Genomic DNA, 17121 nt, shown 5'->3' on the forward strand with positions numbered 1-17121 from the left:
ATCGGATGTCGCCGAAGGCTTTCGAAACCGATTATTTTAAGCGCCTAGAAGGTGTCTAGAAAACTCAGGCCTTATCATTCCCCTCGATTTGACTATCGGTAAAACGTGACTTTCTCATAGAAAACTCCTTTCCTTCATTTCAATGGAATTCTCTATTTAAAACCGCTGTCTTTTTTCGGGGGGATTACAGTCACTCCGAGAAAATCCGCTTGTTATAATACTCAAAAAGCTCATCATTCGTACACATGATTAGCTGTGAGCGCGAAGCGGCTTGTGCAACAAGCGGTCCGGTCTTGATGAGTAGTTCAACAAGGCGGAATGCGGTAGTCTTCACTTCTTCGTTGGCTAGCTTTTGTAGCCCGCGTGGCTTACACACTAGCTTACCTTTTGATGATTCGTTTAAGGCTAGTGCACTACCTTTAGTTATCGACGGCGGTTCAATAAATGCATCATAGCGGACAAATTGATCCTTACCGAAGACATAGTAGGGCTCGTCATTGATGGAAAACTTGGAAAGTCCCCCCGAGTCTACCCAGCAAACCCCGAGAACCGATCCGCTAGGCGGAAGGGGCTGGTCTGCGATACCGGGAGATAGCTCAAAATAGTCGACTTCAATCAACGAGCTACTTTGTCGAGATAAATTTCCTAGAGGAAGGTGGATTTGATAGCCGGAAGAGTAGCTTCCTCCTTGGACTTGTCTAAGGTTCATAGCTACTAATACTTGGGATAACCACTCTCCCAAAATATATGATGCCGCTTTGGCTAGATGCACGCCTTCAAACTGATTGGGGCGAAGTGAGAAGGCAGCGAAGTTGATTACCGAAATATCATACTTAGTTTGATACCCTCTGCTTCGCTGTTGATAAATGTTGAGATCCTGGTCTGCGTTCTTCCGAGGGTGAGGCCACTGAAGTATTGCCACGTTCGTGGGTATAGCACTTATTAATAGATAGAAATCGGCTAATTCCTTGTCCGAATAATCCTTACATTTGTTGTAAGCCGGATTGTAAAGGTGATCAATGAGCACTAAGTCAAAGGTAGCTATCCTATCCATAACTTTCAGTAGGCAAGAGATGTGCCAGTAGTGGCAAGCACCACCAAGGTTCATAGTCTCAATAAAGTGATGCTTTTTTAACGCATCAATATAGCCTCCAAATTGCCCTACAACACTATGGGATGTCCCAATTATTAATATTCGCATCAACGTACCATCTCAGCTGCCGAGTAAGCTAAGTCTGGATGCTGACTACCCGAAATTTTTTCGTATAAAAAGTGCATAGGGTTGGAAGCGTCGTATTGCGGTGACATTTTTTTGAATGCCGTCTTATAAAGCGGGCTGATGCCATGAATCCATTCTGCTTCCATTTCCTCATTATCTTTGTCAGCATAACCACCGCGAGCATAAAAATGAGGTAGGTCCGCTGAGATCTTTGGAATATTGCTCCACTGTGCCGCGAATCTTTTATCGCTAGCGACTAGAAAGCCAAAGCCAAAATGGAACCAGAAGTAGGGAACTACTTGGTGGTAGTCGCTCCAGTAGCTAGGGTCCATCCATGGGGGGGAATCCCAGCTAAGTCCTGGGTAAATTTCTTTAACTTTGTGTCGAACTTCAGTACCTTTTAAGCTAGTCCAGAAGTTATTGCAGTGGGATTTCCACCGGTTGACGATATATGAATCTTCCGAGCCCGATAGAAACCAACTCGAGATTTCACGTCCCGGTCCAGGGCGGTCAAATGCAAAAAAACCACCCTGCATTAACCGAGGAAGCCAATAGTCCAGCGGAGTTTTGCAGATACATGTGGCATCTATCCATACTCCGCCATATTTTGCAATAAGATTGATTCGAATTAGATCAGTGAACGCTTGGACTGGAATCTCCGTCCAATGGTCACCGATTAAGTTATCAAGCGGTAAAAACGACGAGATAGTGTCGTAGGTTAGAACTTCGAGGAACCACTCGGGATTCTTATCACGCCAAGTTTTTAGGCAGGCTTGGATATACGGGGGAGCATTCTCTTCTCCGTCATGCCAGAAAGCCCATAAAGTTTGATTCATATTGTTTACCTGCCGTACTCGTAATCGAATATTTTAATATCTTTTTCGTAAATCTTTGCGACTCGCTCGGCCTCATCGTCTGTATAATAAGTAGTATAGTGTTGCCTATTGGAAGCCATTCTCTTCGGTAAGGCGGCTTTAATTTTCAGTATGTCGCAAACCAAATCCCAGTCTTGATTTAGAAGCTCATAGCTACCTATAAAATCACAGTCGATATTTCCGAATGAGTCAGTAAGAAAACTGTACTGAGGCGCTAAATGTCCCTTTAAAAGCATGGTGGGCTTACTTTCAAGCTCGTCAATGAACTGGCCTACTTCGGCAATGTCTAGGGCTTTCGCTTCGGCCCATTTCCCGTTTCGCCATGCTAAATGGGCAATAAGTCTATCCCATGGATTCCGGACAAATGAAAAGCTAAATAGCTTGTCATAGACGGTATCAGTTAGGTAGGCTCTCACATCTTGCGCTGGCATGTGCTGCAAGCCGTTTCCGAACAGATGCTCGTAATTACTCTCTTGGTTAGTGTATCGAGTAACTCCCACCGTTTGGACGTCGCCATGCATACCTAAGGCGGACTCAATGCTAGTTCCAGCACATTTTGGAATATGGATAAAGACCGCTCCCAATTCTCTAGATACCGGCATAGTTATCTTCCTTTTCTAACACGGAGCTTGAACTGCACTGAGCAACTTTGGTTTTAAAGTCGGTAACGTCGAACTCGAAACTGGAGGGCAGGTTGAACGCAAGCGATACGCCAAAGTCTTGATTAAACTTTTGATAAATATCCTCGAGAGCAGACGATTTATCTTGTAGTAGACTTCCTAATTCGCCACCTATTGGAAATGTTCTTGACTCTCTCTGAAGCGACTCGAGTCTTTCATATTCTTGGACCCAACTCGGCAAATGATCAAGTTCATCCCTTCTAGCGTGTAGGCTGCATATTGCGGCGAGGTCCAGATAGGTTCGATTTACTCTGTGAACAGAAGGCATACATTGATTGAATACTTCAGTGATGCCCCAGGCTTCAAAGCAACGCCTTTCCACCTCACCGTCGTTGATGTCAATGACTTTTAAGTTAATACAACTGGCCCATTTATAGACACTTAGAGCGGACTGCAGTAGATAGCGCCCCAAGAATTCAGAGAACAGCTTTACAGTTTTTCTGCGCCTATTTCTTTGAATAAACCACGACTTTATAAAAGAGACGGGCTCACGAACACATGCAATGCCTTTAACCTCCACGCCAAGGCTCGCCAACTTCTGCACAAAGATTTGTGCTCTTATGGGACACGAATGATTAAATGCCTCATCAGAAATGATTGCGGAGGAATGGCCTCCCATATAGTCCTTAATTTGCTCTTCGAGTTCGTTGCTAATGTAAGCGTGAAATTTTATATCGGTTGTTAACGTCGGTTTGAGTATTCGAGCCAATGCTGATCCGTTACCGTTGGCAGATTTGACGCCTAAAGCCCGCGGAAGGTTGAAGCGGCGGTAGCCGATACCGTTTTTTTCCAAAAAATAGCGATTCTTTGCGAGGAAGTGCTGTAGTGAGGACGAGGCGCATTTAGGCATTCCGATATGGAGGTACAGGGTTCGCTGCCACTGATAGCTAGGTCGAGTGAGCTGTGCTCGGTTATAGTGTGCGCGAACAATTTTAAGCTCTGTGATTGAATCTTCTAGGTCCTCGGTAACTAGTCGATGGTTGGAGAGTCGCGCACCACTGTTTAGGGTAATGATGTCTTGCTGACTAAGATTTTCATATTCTGAGTAAGAAGCCCAGGGTATGCATCGAGAGTCGGCGCCGCAAAAGATACGTGATATGACATGAAAGTATCGATTAGGTAGTATAGAGGCAAGCTCTGCTAGCCCATTCTTGCCGTGCTCTCCGCAATAAAGCATGAATCTCCATATTGCTTGATTAAGGCGTGTCTTATCGGGCGAATCCAAAAGATGGTCTATGAGATCCTTTTGTTTATCTAGATTCGCCAGAACGAGTTCTTCAGGTTTTGCTCGAGTGGTCATCTTCAGTCGGGAGCAAACTTCGAATAAAAATGTGCGACTGGGATACTGCTTAAAACCCTCATCAAGCGTTACTCTGTGCGTCAGCTTAGCTTTTTCTGAATTAGGCGGACGCAGAAAACCATCAACGTCTTCAAGGTACCAACGCTCAAGTCCGAAGTGGGAGATAGTCTCATTTAACTCCTGGATTTGATCTTGCCGATTGAGTCTATGCAACGTAGCTAGTCTAAGCTTCAGTATCCATGCAGATAATCCGTTAGGAGATAGCTGAGTAGCTTCATCAACCTTAATTAGCGCTTGCTGGAACTTTCCAGACAGGTAAAGGGTAATAGCTTCGCTATAAGCTATATAAGTGTGCTGTGAAGAAATACGCTTTGCTTGATTGATGAATTGATGTGCAGTCTTAGGATCATCTAGGTGGGCGTAGGCTTGAGACAGACCACATAAATTGAAAATATTCAGCGGATATATTTCGTGCGCGGCGAGTCTCACTGCTAGTGCGAGCTCATGGTAAGAGTGTTGTGATAGTTGCTTGGATAAAGTATCAATCGAGCTAAAGGAAAATGTAGAGATGACTTTGGGTAGCTCTTTACAAAAATCAGCGTGATCAATTAAAGCCCAGTTTACGTCGACTACATTCCTGCCAAACTCTGACTCAGAATGCGTTGTTGCAGTCATCCACTCAAATAAGTTCCTATGCCCATTGTATCGCATTACTTCCGTGGCGATAGGGATTTCATTAGTAGGAACTACCAGAAACGGCGTAATTTCAAATTTGGCAGGCAACCAAGCATGCTTCTTACTTAGTGATTCCCATACTCCTTCAGCCTTGGTGCGAATTCCAGGCTTGATTCTAGATAAAGCTAGCTGACTCACTCGTACATCATTGAAGTCGTCGCTGTCGCCATATTTGGGTAGGATTTTCTGGCTCGTTCCTTTGTAGACTTCCTGAAACTGCGCTACTTCGGTGAGCCAATTAGTGAGAATGTTGTTATAGAAATCACCCGTTTCCCCTAATGTATTCTCCAGGGCGTAATCCTTGCAGAACTTCGAGATTTCATTCTCAAGGTAGCTGCCCCAATGCTGAATAGTAGTAACTTCAGAACCGCTTCCTTCCTCGTCGCAGTTAATGACCTTATTCATGAATTAGCCTCTATTCGTTGATCTTATTGGTTGGATATTTACTGGTGTCTCGGGAATACTATCCTACTAAACTTCGAATTTGAAAAACGACATAATATGCCACAGTTTTAACGAACGCCATAGTCGGACTTTAAGTAACTCCTAAGGAGCATGATAATATTCCGATCCTTATTATTAGGGTCACGTTTGCCCCCTCAACCACCTAAAACTACTTGATTCTATAAAATCGATGTCTTTGAAACCATCTACGGCCATACAGCCCGCAAAATTGATTCACAACGGTAGTCTTTGTCTGATAAGGCCTGAATTTTTACGCGAAGGCAGTGCCTTACGCGATAATCTGAACCCTTCTCGAATCATTGTCGGAGAAATAAGCGAACGGGCTCGTGTTTTTGCGGATCTTCTTATTGCAGGGGCACACAAGCAGGATATTGATGTTCTGTTTACCAATTCCACGGAAGCCGAAGCCGTGAAACTTTTCTCGAACACCTATCTGGCAATGAGAGTAGCGTACTTTAATGAGCTAGACACCTACGCAGAAACTCATGATTTGGATGTACGCCAGATCATAGAGGGTGTAACGCTAGATCCTCGTATCGGTGGGCATTATTGTAACCCTTCCTTTGGCTATGGTGGCTACTGCCTTCCCAAAGACACCAAGCAATTGCTTGCTAATTATCAAGATGTGCCTAACAATATTGTTAGTGCTATTGTTGATGCTAATAGGACTCGCAAGGATTTCATTGCGGAGTCAATTTTAAAACGAAATCCAAAAACAGTCGGCGTTTACCGCCTCATTATGAAATCCGGCTCAGATAACTATCGGGCTTCTAGCATTCAGGGAATTATGAAGCGCTTGAAAGCTAAGGGCATTGAGGTAGTAGTTTATGAGCCGGTGTTAGAGGAAAGTCATTTCTTTCATTCGCGAGTAGAAAGAGATTTGCAGACCTTTAAAGCGGAGTGCGATATGATTATTTCGAATCGGATGTTCGAGGAATTACAGGATGTTGAGCACAAGGTTTATACGCGCGACTTGTTCGGTAATGATTAAATAAATTACGGCTAAACCGAGGTCATACTATGCATGATGAAATTATCGTTTTAGGCATGCATCGAAGCGGGTCTTCACTTACAACTGAAATTTTAACGCAGTTAGGGTGTTGTTTCGGCAGTCTCGATAAGAGCATAGGGGCAAATAGTGAAAATCCCAGAGGTTTTTGGGAGCGTCGAGATGTTAGGGATTGTAATGATGCCATTCTCAATTCCCATGAGAGTGAATGGAATGCAGTCTCTCGCTATTTCTGCAAGCCGCCCGCTACTGAGACTAAGGCCGAGTTAGAGCGCTCATGCGCTTCGGCTCTCAGGGAGATAAGATCCGAAGGTAGCCTGCCTATTGTGATCAAAGAGCCACGAATGTGCCTGACCCTTCCCTATTGGTTGGGGGCATGTAATTCGCCAAAGATCATTTTTATCCATCGCGATCCAATGGAAATTGCCGTCAGTCTTAAAAAACGTAACGGGATGGAGCTTGAGTACAGTCTTGATCTTTGGGAACGTTATGTGGGTATGGCGTTGGCCCAATCCGTTGATCTCCCCATTCATTTTGTTGACTATAAGCAGCTCCTCGAATCACCCGTTGACGAAATTCGTAGAATGGATATCTTTATTAATGACAGCAGTAGTGAAGAACGGGTGTTTAACGCCGCTAAAGTCATTGATGTTAGCCTTCGTCGGAGCAGTTCCGCATTGCTTGATCCCGACGCGCTATTGACCAAGTCTCAAAAGGAACTAGTGCGCTGTCTAGATAAGCTTGTGAATAACAGCCAAGCGCAGGTAGATTTCAGTTTCGCTACCAAGTTATGGGGAAGGGATTGCGAATTTGAGAATGAAGAGCGTAATATATTGCTACAAAACTATATTAACGAGAGGCGTAAGTCCGCCAGTCTAACGGCCTCACTTGCGAAACAGCGTCTGGCAAATCTTACCTTGCGAGAGAGTGTGGACAAGCGTGAAGAGTTCATTGCTAAGTTGAAGGACAATAAGCTCAAGACTAATGAATTATTGGAGCGACTTAGAGCTAAGATTGACCTTAAGGAAACGGATATTAAAGCTCATGCAGCATTAATAAAGGAGCTGCGAGTGAAAATAGCCGATCGAGACGACGTGATTAGAGCACAACGTGCTCGGGCCGATAATAAGACCTAGCGAAAGGTCAGGGATTACATCATTGCAGAGCATAGGTCAGTCAGTTTACAGTTCAAATGTAACCGGGTTAAGTATTGGCAGAATTAGAGAAACTACGCATCGTAATTGAAAGCTAACTTGATTGGATGTGGACAGTATTTTTTTCAGGGTGTATGCGTTAACCCAATACTGATCGTCTTCAAGGTTGTACTCAGAATTTATTTGAATTACTTGATAAAGACTTTCATGCTGCAAAAAACGTCCGCCTTCGTCAGACTGGAGTATCTCCGATCTTATGGTTGCGCCAATCGGCAATGCTTTATCTTCAAGGCTTTCTCCCGGATACGTAACATATGATGGTAAGATAGTTTGTTCGCCGCTTATTCCGAATTCTCCTTTTAGTGAGAGCAAAAACTGTATCTCGCCGTCGAAATTCCGCATAAGCAAGCGAACTAAACCTTGGTTAGAAGCTCTCATAAGAGGCTGAACCCAGCTCTTAACTTCCCTACCTTGGCATACCGTTCTATGTAAGCAGATAGACACTCCTGAATTATCTATATCCTCTATGCCACTTTCAGTTACTTTCCATCTTGTAAGCTGCGTAACGGGTATTAGGTCCCACTGCTGAGGTTTAAGCTGCTTGCCAGTAATGAGTTGAGATAAAAAATCCATCGACGGTTCGGAGCAGAGACTTTGCTCTGAATAGTGAAGGAATCCGTCCCAGTTGAATATCGCCAATAGCGAACGAAGGTCCGCATTTAGAAAATTATCTTCAACCATGGCTTCGGTAATAGCAGGAAATGACGCCCAAATCATGTTTTGATCGGTTTCGGCAAGTCCCTTCGTTTCTACATATATGTGAGACTTACTTTTTTGGAAATATCGTTTCCCAATATCCAGCTGCATACTATTTTCAATTACCCTAACTTGAGAGTTGAAGGTGTTAAACATTTGTATGTAAGGGGTTGGCGATCCACCATGAAGGCTTAGATAGTTCGCGGGGGTAGACTGAATTGTGGGCCCATACTGACCGATATTGGTGTTTCCTGGTTCAATTCGCGCTTGTAGGAGCACGTAGGCGGTCTTGTTGTGCCGACACAGTGTTAGCCCAGTGAGTGCACTTTGAGGCTGAAACAAGACAAGGTGTTCTTCTTCTGTCTTGGTATGCTTAAGCCCGTTAACGTGGAAAAAACCTTGGTTTTTATGGGACAAAGCACCATCAAACAAGCCCCATTCATCTTGGTCTGACAGTCTAAGTTGGGATAACTCAAAGTTTGACTTCAGGATGGTATTGGCAAGAAATTCTTTTAACTCTGTTAATGATTCGGCTACTTCAATATTTAATTTCATGGTTTTTTATATGAATTTTAGGTATTCATTACCTGATTTTAAAAACGAGAGGGGAAGCTCTACGTTTTGTTTAAAATATCATTAATTTTGCTATCAATGAGTTGTCTTGATTGCTCAGAGTCTCTGTTTGATGCCTGTTCGTGGATCACCCACTCATGTACATCATTAGCAATACATGACTTAAAAAAGCCAACATCAACTGATTTCAAATCCTTACCGATATGCTTGAATATCTCTGATATCGAGTTTGACTCCGGAACGCAGATGCCCAGCCAAGGTACCTCGTTAAACGAACTATTGAGGCCGTATACAACGTCCCCTAGATTAATAACCTTAATGTTTAAGACTCTCTTTGCTATGGAGCTTAGAGAAATCATGCAATCAGTTCTTCTTCGCAATATGAATACATCAGCATGAATTTTGCCTAGCAACCGAAGTGTGTGGAGTGCGGATCCCTCGGCGAAGACTAGTATTCTTGCCGTTGAATATATCCGTAGCTGCTCTGCCAATGATATGGTCTCCGGCCTAATTACCTTAACACCATTAAGTCCAAATAAATGCTCGAAGTAGCTTTCGCCGGCAATTCGCCCAGTCTTCATAGCAGCTCGTGAAATATAGTAGATGCCTTCAGTATTATTACGTTCAGTTGCGGGGTAATTACGGCTTAGCTTTTCAATGTAGTCATCAGATGGTGCTTCCCCGCCTAACATTTCATTCTGGGGTGCAACAAGTAGCTCTCTCGCGAGAATAGGGTGAGTAACGATAAAGATGTTATCTTTGCTTACACCAAGATGTTCAACTATTTCTTTAAAGAATCTTGGTGTTTTTTCATAGCCATCTATTTTATCTCTCGGATGAACTGCGAAGCAATACTTACCATCCATTCCCTTATAATCTAGGATACGAGATGAGAAGTCGGCAATTTGATGTCCAAAGTGGCGTTGTATTGCCCCACACCAAAATAGCCTTTCTTCAACGATCAGTTCGGCATCAACTGAGGTCGGTTTAGCGTCTGCCGCTTTTTCAGTCTGTCGGTGCCGAACTTCACTATCATCGCTCCATTCTTCGTCGGGCCATACTGGCCCACCTCGATGTAAGGTCAAAAGCTCTATGTAGGGGACAATATTAATGTTTGTAAACGTCTTTATATGATTAAGCTCAACGCTACGATTAATCGTTTCATTATCAACAGCCGTTGTTTGGGGCGATTTTTTCTCCATCTCCCCGTTATTGACACTTTGCTCGGCACGGCTTCTCGCTAGTCCGGCGAGCTTGCCTTTTGGTTGGTTGTCGATTCGCTCGGTACCTGGACTGATGAACTTAGTCCAGTTCATCTTGCCGCTTTTATAGGGTAGCGAAGTATGGGTTTTGATTGTTGGGATAACCTGCTGAGGAGAGAGAATTGTAACATCGCTATCTTGCTTGTGCTTCTCTAACCACAGTAAGTACTCACCGAGGCACTGTATAAGTAATCCAGGTCCTGTTTTCATCCAAATGATATCTTGGTTTCGTTGCAACAAGAAGGAAATCGCTCTTTCGAGAGCAGCGATCAAAACTGGGTGGTTGGGCTTTGCGCCAATTATGTTGTTGCCAACGCCATAGGGATCCTTGAGGAGAACGAGTCCTGCGGTCTGGGGTAAGTCGGCGTAGATAGTTGCTAAATCGCCAGTCAGCATGTCGTCGACATCTGCATACCACCCGCCCTTAGCGACAAGGTAACAAAGCCGAAAAAGGTCTGCCTGCTCAGCAGCGTGTTGACAGAGAGTGAAAGCGGCAACGACGCGCTTCGAAAAATGGGCACGAATGAATTGTTTAGCACTAAAAATATTAAACAATTGGTAATCGAAATCGGGTTGACCTTCCCACGTGCGTGTAACATCTTGGATGTAGTTGGGTATCTTAAGCGCGTTCCAATATTGAACGATGTTCCTTGGAATTTCCTCTGAAGACGGGGGTGGCGTATTTGATGTGGAATTGACGTTGGCTTGATAAAGCGTTAAAACCGCCCGAACTGCTTCGCTAAAACTGACACTATTAGCAGACTTAGCCCTAAATTCCTTTAAGACTCTGGTATGCAAGGTATTAGCGCGTGGTGTCTTTAAGCGTTCAGCAATTCTGTCAAGAAAGCGTCTCTGAAGTGGACTTTCGTCTATGCCCATTTCTACGATACAAGCGATCGCTCGAAATTCTAAGTGAAGGCGGAAATGGTAGCTATAAATTTTATCTAGCGCAGACAGACACTCATCATAACGCCCCAGCAAGTAGTAGGCCTCACTTGCCAATTCTATTTCTTCAGGGGTTTGCTCAATGAGGGACTCAAGAAGGGCAAGCGCCTCGTCAGCGTGCCCAAGCTTAATTAAACATCGAGCATGCTGCGAAGTGGTGAGAGTGCTGCGCCTTTGTGCATGGTCATAAAGTTGTGCTAGCTGGCCGGCCGAATGATAGACGTCGAAGAAAATGAGCGGATCATAGTTCGTTTTGGTCAAATCTAAATGATCGAGTGTTGCTAGTGCACCCTCTGACTTGAATCGCAACAGCGCCTCGATCGCATGTCGAGTTCCATCATCTTGCTGGGCTAACAAGTCCTCGAGCAGATTGTTTGTCGTCTCTTCATCGGTAAGCTTCGAGCATGTTTCGATGATACGTAGGGCAACTTTGGGATTGTTAAGAGGTTGCTTGGCAGCTTGCTGGATCAATTGCAGACAATCATCTAAGCGCCCCAGTTCTTGAAGCAGAGCAATGGCGCTTAGCAGGTTTGCAATTGCAGCACTTGAGTTGTCCTTGAGAAACCATTCAATCCAAACCAGTTGAATATCTGGATTAGTATCCTTTGACGCAAGTCGAGATAATGTATTTCTTACGCCCAGCTCCTTGCTAGCCGAAAGATCGTCAAAGTTCTGTGCTAAATATTCACTAGCTTGTTCCGGATTAAGTGCTTGTAGGCATTCCACGGAACCTAACACAGCCCATTGGTTACCTGGGATGGAATCATATATTTGGAGAGACTTATGGTATTCCTTCAACCTTAGTAGGCACTGCGCCTTTCTGAGTTGAATCTGTGGGTCGTCAGGGAATTGCTTCAGTGCTTCATCACACAAATCGATAGTTTTTGCAAAGCGCTGTAGGGTAATCTCTACGTCTAATAAGCCCATATAACTAGGCTTATGTTTAGGGTGTTCGGCAATTAAGCTTTTATAAGTTTCACGTGCCGCTAGGCTATCACCCTGAAACCTCTGAAGTGAAGCCTGCTCAATGGCGACGGGTAGCGAGGATTTGACATCATTGGGTAGGCTCTCAATATATGCGAGTGCTTCCAATGCGCGATTCGCCAAGCGGAAGTATCTAAGCTTTAAGGCAACGAGATGCTCATTATTAGGCTTTTGCTGAAGAAATTCCCCAACCTTCTTAAGACGCTGTTGATGGCTAAAGTCATGTTCATGCGATCTCAATAGGCCTAACATAACCCATTGGTTATCCGGTGCCTGCGTCATTAACTTTGTATAAAGAGATTGAGCTTTGTCGAATTGCTGTGTGGCCAGCCAAGCGCCTGCTAGCGCGATAGCTTGATGAACAGGCAGGGTTTCATTTGGAAGAGGCTCCAGTAGTTGGATGATCTGGTTATGCTGACCAAGCTGCTTGTATTGTGTTAGCTGCTCGTCAATTGATAGCGCTTTTACAGGGCCTTCGGAGTTCATTCGGCTCATTGCCTTGTCTATTACCTAAGGCGATAAATGGCTACCATTATTAGTACCCTCTCATCGTTGACTCAATATACTCCCTCTATTGAGGGGCGAAATCAAGTCATCGAGCGTGCTTTTAGCCTGCCTGCTTAAGCGTCAAGGCCGCTGACTCGTTGGCAACAAGCGCCGCCCAATCCGTTTCCTCGACTTTGATACCCAATGAAACACGTAAGTCTTCAGGTAAATGTCTCACTGCGGTAATACGCGGGACATCCATTTCCGGAATGATTCGTTCCGCGCCATAGGTGTCTACGTACTCGGTATAGTTATCGAAGGCTTTTCTGTCGGGTGCATCAACAAAGGTTTCCGCCGCCAACCCATTGGCAATAATCGCCTCGTGCGCTTCAGTTTCAATGTGATAATAGGTGAAGGTATCCGGCATATCTCTCAACGATACCTGCGTAATCGTTGAGCCATTTACTAATACACTCGCATTAATAAGTTGACCGTCGAGATAAATGGCGTGAGAGCCCGTGACGAAAAGATCTTTGCTTGGGATATCTTTACCTAATGCTCCATGAGCGATCTTTACCGGGGCATGGTGTGATGACGTTTTAATGTTGTTTTCAACGGTTTGTGTTCCTACCCATCGAATCGCTTGTTCGCGTCCGTCATGAGTAAGGACCGTGTCGCCAAAGGTAAGGTCTTCAATCTTTTTAGCGCCGCTGATGGTGAGGATTTCAGTGCCCTGTAAAAAGCAAAAGGGGTACGCCAACAACGTTTCGACAGTTAGGCTAGTCCCGCTGGTGTAGGATTTGGTTGAAAATAAGACTGGATCCCCTGAATAGGGTTGAAGGATTATGCCATATTCAGTCCAACCTATTATCTGTGCTGCATACGGACTACCCCCAAACTCAAATGTAAGATAATCACCGATAGCGACTTCGTCATTCGCATTTCCATCTGCGCCATCCTCAGCGTAAGCTGGAAGAAAGCTTACGTCATTAGAGTCTGAGTAGACTGTATCTCCTGAAGAATTCAACTGGGTAAAGAAGTTAAACTGCTGTCTAGGCATTATGTTCTTCCTAAATAAGCTTCATCAAAAGTGATCAGTATAATGTACATCCTAGCATTAAGACCTACGTTTTCAACAATTTTAAAGTGCTACTAATATAAATTGCTTGGTCTAGCTAGCGCACTTAGTTAAGGTTCAAGTGCCCTTCTCAGGTACCACACAGTGAGCTTTAGAGTGCTTTAGCGTGCGCCAAAATGCCATGTTGTTGTACTTCCCAAATACATCTGGCGGCAAAATGGTCTCTCTCGTCCGTGGAGCGACTTCTTTATGAACACGGTGTAAGCCATCCATACCTAACTGTGAATCAAATTCGGGTGCATCGTATTCCACATCGGAAAAATTATGCTCAAAGCTGGGAAGTTCGAAGAATTCGTAAATTAACTTCATAACCTCTTTGGGGCGTGCAACCAGCAAATCATAGTCAACTAGCATGAGTCGCTCGGCGTGTTCAGAGTAACAGGCCTCTCGAAGTGCATTCCAGGCATAGCCAACCAAACCATTGGGGTCGGTCATCGCTTCAGTGCGAGAGTAGACGGTTGCTCGTTGCTGAGGATTGCTAAAAACTCGAGTGTTTTCAAATGGGTTGTTTCGGTACTGCCTTTCCATCGAGTCGACAATCCAGGAGACGTCTCGGACTAGGCAGAGAAATTTAGCGTCGGGAAATAACTCAAGCGCTAACGGAAGCTTTGCGGTCCAGCTGCGACTAGTATCGAAAATAACCTCTTCTTCGTAGTCCCCGTAGAAACTATCAAAGATGCCCGTAAGAAGCTTTCGCCGTTGTTTCTGCGAAACCATGGGGCCAAATTCAGATCCAGCAGAAACCTGTGAAATGATTCCGTCAACGAGTCCAGAAACGGGTGTGCTCATCGCCGCATGAATACTGGGATTCTGCTTTAGCAACGCTGCAGTAAGCGTTGAACCTGATCGAGGTAGGCCTGAAATAAAGTGCATTTTCTGATTCATTGTTATTCGCTATTTTATGCTTTGTTAAATGAGTATATAGAGCCTACCAAAGGAAACGCAATGAATTGTAACATTCCTAACTAGGTGACCAAATTCGGTAGGCCACTACATTCCCAATCGAATGCTTTACTTGTGAGGAGCGGGGATGGCTAACATATATTTAGATGGTAATGATCAATGAGTGTTTTAATTGAACACTCAATGTTCATGGTGAGGCTAATCTGTTGTTGGAATACCCTTAGAGAATAGTGTGTGCATTTATTATTTTGATGAGTCTCTCTTTAAGATCTGAACCAGCCTAGTGATTCTCGCCCAAATGGACTGCCCTGGATCGCTCTGTCCCGGGTTTCCATTCGGCTGACACAGAAACTTCTCGTTCACCAACCTTACAATCTTGTCCCCACACGGTCGCTCCTTTAGCGCCACCATTAGGTACTTCTCTGCCATCGCCTGATTCCCGCTGCCAAATTCGAATATCGCCAGCTCACGGGCAATATCAGCAGTGCCAAGCTTTGACGAACCGCTCAGCTTTTTGCAGAGAGCATGGAGCTCGGCATCAACATTGCCGCTAACACAGCTTTGATCTACACCCGTTAGCGTCATAAAGTAGGGCGAGGGCGCTAGTCTTGGTATGTGACTTTGCAGGCGATCCGTTAGGAGTTTCCACGTTTCGGGTTCACTTGTTTGCAAATATTCGCCCACGGCATCAAAGCACTGATGATTCAGTAATAGCTGATCATGAAATGGCGGACGTTCCATTTTTTTATCAAGGGTAAGCAATGGCTTGAGAGCTTGCAGTTTACGTGTTTTTATAAAATCGGCTAACTGATTACGTAATCTTCGGCGAATTTTGGTCTGCTTGGATTCATCCAGTAGCGAGTAGTTCGAAGTCCCTTGGTTGAAGGCCTGTAGTGCTCTATCCAGTGATTGGTTGATGTCATCAATGTCGAAGTAATTACACATTCGTTTAAATTCGAGCGCTTCGAGCGAGTAGCCTGGATTAATGGCTTTACTACTTGTGTCTTCGAATGGCAGGTCTAGTACTTCAAGTAAATCATTCACCACTGAGCCGTTACGGAATAAACTCGTGTGAAAGGGGCGAATATTCAAGTGAATACCGTCTGAACTATCAAGGAGTTTAGCTAAGTTTTTCAGTACACCGTATTCAATCCTTGGGTCCACCATGAAAGGGTATTTAATACCATGGCGCTTTATTCCCTGGTTATAGCCGGATTCTAAGGTATCAATAGGGTTCCTAACGTAAACAATAAATTCGGCGTTAGGAATTAGCTCATTCAGCGCTTGAATGTGCTTGAAAAAAAACTCGGAACTCAGAAGTAGGGTGTGTTCATCACGGTTTTCAAATTCCGCCAGTAATTGCTGTGTAGCTTTGGCGCAGGGAAGGGTCGTGTCGTCTTCGCGCTTCATAACGCGCAGTAAATTACCGCTGCTGATACCATTGCAATCTAGCTGATGCTCAGGATACCAAAAGCCTTCGCCGCTAAGTTCTGCTGCGTGGTTGCTGAACCAGTGCTGAATGGCAGAAGTGCCGGTCTTCCCTGGTCCACTGTGGAGTACTACTCGTTTCATACTTATCGGTAACTACAATGACTTAATATGAGAGTAATTTAGCATAAGCTATGGTCTGAGGTATAAGAGTTTATTGTTCTACGAGTCGCCTTTGCTCCCGAAGTTTGTCTAGCGTCACGAAAAAACTAGTAGAGTGCCTTAAACTTCATGACTGCTGCTTTGTTTTGCTCATAGATGCGATAAAATTCAGTCACTAGGTCGGCGTCCGCTCTTGGGGTATTGCCTTTGCCTCGTTTGAAGCCGTCTTCGCTAATGTTAACCAGGTAACCAATATTTTCAGTGGGCTCCTCTGTGCTAATTGGATTGGCTCGGGTGACAGTAAAATTAAGTATCTCGCCTTGGGTGTCCGTGCTCATATTTGCAATGCTAAGGTGCTCAAGGATTCTATTCGCCTCTTCGTTCAGTAATTGCTTGTTAGGATGATTGAAGGCGTGGAAACTGCAGTGTTTGTTCACAAGGTCTCGCTCCACCACATCCGTCATCTTAATGTCTACGTAAGCCTCGCGTTCTTTTAGGGTAGCTAACGAAGCTTTGGCTGCATGCTGGTAACGCGCGGTATTGTATTCTCTCGAGCTTAATCGTTTTAGCGTCTCCGCCTGAGTGAGTCCTTGCTGAAAGCCCTCTACAATTGTCACATTATGATATTCACCCATTGGTCCATGGAGTCGCCCTTTAGGGGTGTTTAAATAACTCCAGTCCGAGTGAAAACCATTAAAATGAAGATTTAAAAAAGTAGTGACTTTATTGGGGTGCGCTTGTTTAAGCGTATTGGTAGCTATGTTGCCAAATTTATCGGCAAGAGGCTGAGTGATAATATGGTCAACCCTCCTGATGAGCGCGTCTAGCTGAGGATCATGTTTATAGGTATGAGCAGTAATTACCTTGGTAATCCGGATAAATGGATTTTTAGCCTGTAGTATTTTTGCTAAGGGCTCGGCTTGGCAGTTGCCAATAATTATCAGCTTAGTTGTTTTTGAACCTCGCTGAAGCCTGCGTCTGAGGTTGGGATACAGCTTACGGATAGCAAAGCGACTAATACGTGCGATCATTGCCACGTCGCTCTAT

At 44.5% G+C, this 17121-nt stretch carries 12 protein-coding genes; 2 read left to right on the forward strand and 10 right to left on the reverse strand.

From position 1 onward, the window contains the following. Positions 1 to 190: 190 nt before the first annotated feature. The 4 genes from Q0698_RS11540 to Q0698_RS11555 are packed head-to-tail and all read right to left on the reverse strand — an operon-like array spanning position 191 to position 5214. Entirely contained in the window at positions 191 to 1201 is a 1011-nt protein-coding gene (locus Q0698_RS11540) for a hypothetical protein (protein WP_298636791.1), read from the reverse strand. After that, positions 1201 to 2055 (reverse strand): capsular polysaccharide synthesis protein, encoded by an 855-nt coding sequence (locus Q0698_RS11545; protein WP_298636792.1) that lies wholly within the window; start codon positions 2053 to 2055, stop codon positions 1201 to 1203. The genes Q0698_RS11540 and Q0698_RS11545 overlap by 1 nt, the downstream gene beginning before the upstream one ends. 5 nt (positions 2056 to 2060) lie before the next feature. Then, positions 2061 to 2696, reverse strand: a complete 636-nt coding sequence (locus Q0698_RS11550) for a sulfotransferase family 2 domain-containing protein (RefSeq protein ID WP_298636793.1) — start codon at positions 2694 to 2696, stop codon at positions 2061 to 2063. Next, on the reverse strand, positions 2683 to 5214 hold the full coding sequence (locus tag Q0698_RS11555) for a hypothetical protein (RefSeq protein WP_298636794.1): 2532 nt from the start codon (positions 5212 to 5214) through the stop codon (positions 2683 to 2685). Before Q0698_RS11555 ends, Q0698_RS11550 begins: the two co-directional genes overlap by 14 nt. A 235-nt stretch (positions 5215 to 5449) precedes the next feature. Here Q0698_RS11555 and Q0698_RS11560 point away from each other — a divergent pair, with 235 nt between their 5' ends. Next, positions 5450 to 6265, forward strand: a complete 816-nt coding sequence (locus Q0698_RS11560; RefSeq protein ID WP_366140338.1) for a nucleotide sugar dehydrogenase — start codon at positions 5450 to 5452, stop codon at positions 6263 to 6265. A gap of 29 nt (positions 6266 to 6294) precedes the next feature. Beyond that, on the forward strand, positions 6295 to 7419 hold the full coding sequence (locus tag Q0698_RS11565; RefSeq protein WP_298636795.1) for a sulfotransferase: 1125 nt from the start codon (positions 6295 to 6297) through the stop codon (positions 7417 to 7419). Positions 7420 to 7464: 45 nt separating this feature from the next. On the opposite strand, the gene Q0698_RS11570 is transcribed toward Q0698_RS11565, so the two are convergent. From Q0698_RS11570 to Q0698_RS11595, 6 genes are all read right to left on the reverse strand, one after another. Then, entirely contained in the window at positions 7465 to 8748 is a 1284-nt protein-coding gene (locus Q0698_RS11570) for an NDP-hexose 2,3-dehydratase family protein (protein ID WP_298636797.1), read from the reverse strand. A 59-nt stretch (positions 8749 to 8807) separates the two neighbouring features. Next, positions 8808 to 12452 (reverse strand): tetratricopeptide repeat protein, encoded by a 3645-nt coding sequence (locus tag Q0698_RS11575; protein WP_298636798.1) that lies wholly within the window; start codon positions 12450 to 12452, stop codon positions 8808 to 8810. 112 nt (positions 12453 to 12564) lie between these two features. Continuing rightward, complete coding sequence (locus tag Q0698_RS11580; protein ID WP_298636800.1) at positions 12565 to 13503, reverse strand: Hint domain-containing protein; 939 nt, start codon at positions 13501 to 13503, stop codon at positions 12565 to 12567. A 135-nt stretch (positions 13504 to 13638) separates the two neighbouring features. Then, positions 13639 to 14466 carry a sulfotransferase gene (locus Q0698_RS11585; protein ID WP_298636801.1) on the reverse strand — a complete coding sequence of 276 codons (828 nt, stop codon included), beginning with the start codon at positions 14464 to 14466 and terminating at the stop codon, positions 13639 to 13641. A 261-nt stretch (positions 14467 to 14727) separates the two neighbouring features. Next, positions 14728 to 16056, reverse strand: a complete 1329-nt coding sequence (locus Q0698_RS11590; RefSeq protein ID WP_298636802.1) for a hypothetical protein — start codon at positions 16054 to 16056, stop codon at positions 14728 to 14730. Positions 16057 to 16181: 125 nt separating this feature from the next. Further along, the gene (locus Q0698_RS11595; RefSeq protein ID WP_298636803.1) at positions 16182 to 17105 is read right to left on the reverse strand and encodes a WcbI family polysaccharide biosynthesis putative acetyltransferase; all 924 of its coding nucleotides are present in this window, start codon (positions 17103 to 17105) and stop codon (positions 16182 to 16184) included. Positions 17106 to 17121: the final 16 nt, after the last annotated feature.

Source organism: uncultured Umboniibacter sp. (assembly GCF_947497555.1).
GTDB lineage: Bacteria > Pseudomonadota > Gammaproteobacteria > Pseudomonadales > DSM-25080 > Umboniibacter.

Coding starts and splice junctions, on each gene's coding strand:
- Q0698_RS11550 (WP_298636793.1), bottom strand. CDS start 2,696: ATGCCGGTATCTAGAGAATTGGGAGCGGTCTTTATCCATATTCCAAAA.
- Q0698_RS11585 (WP_298636801.1), bottom strand. CDS start 14,466: ATGAATCAGAAAATGCACTTTATTTCAGGCCTACCTCGATCAGGTTCA.
- Q0698_RS11545 (WP_298636792.1), bottom strand. CDS start 2,055: ATGAATCAAACTTTATGGGCTTTCTGGCATGACGGAGAAGAGAATGCT.
- Q0698_RS11580 (WP_298636800.1), bottom strand. CDS start 13,503: ATGCCTAGACAGCAGTTTAACTTCTTTACCCAGTTGAATTCTTCAGGA.
- Q0698_RS11565 (WP_298636795.1), top strand. CDS start 6,295: ATGCATGATGAAATTATCGTTTTAGGCATGCATCGAAGCGGGTCTTCA.
- Q0698_RS11540 (WP_298636791.1), bottom strand. CDS start 1,201: ATGCGAATATTAATAATTGGGACATCCCATAGTGTTGTAGGGCAATTT.
- Q0698_RS11595 (WP_298636803.1), bottom strand. CDS start 17,105: ATGATCGCACGTATTAGTCGCTTTGCTATCCGTAAGCTGTATCCCAAC.
- Q0698_RS11575 (WP_298636798.1), bottom strand. CDS start 12,452: ATGAGCCGAATGAACTCCGAAGGCCCTGTAAAAGCGCTATCAATTGAC.
- Q0698_RS11590 (WP_298636802.1), bottom strand. CDS start 16,056: ATGAAACGAGTAGTACTCCACAGTGGACCAGGGAAGACCGGCACTTCT.
- Q0698_RS11555 (WP_298636794.1), bottom strand. CDS start 5,214: ATGAATAAGGTCATTAACTGCGACGAGGAAGGAAGCGGTTCTGAAGTT.
- Q0698_RS11570 (WP_298636797.1), bottom strand. CDS start 8,748: ATGAAATTAAATATTGAAGTAGCCGAATCATTAACAGAGTTAAAAGAA.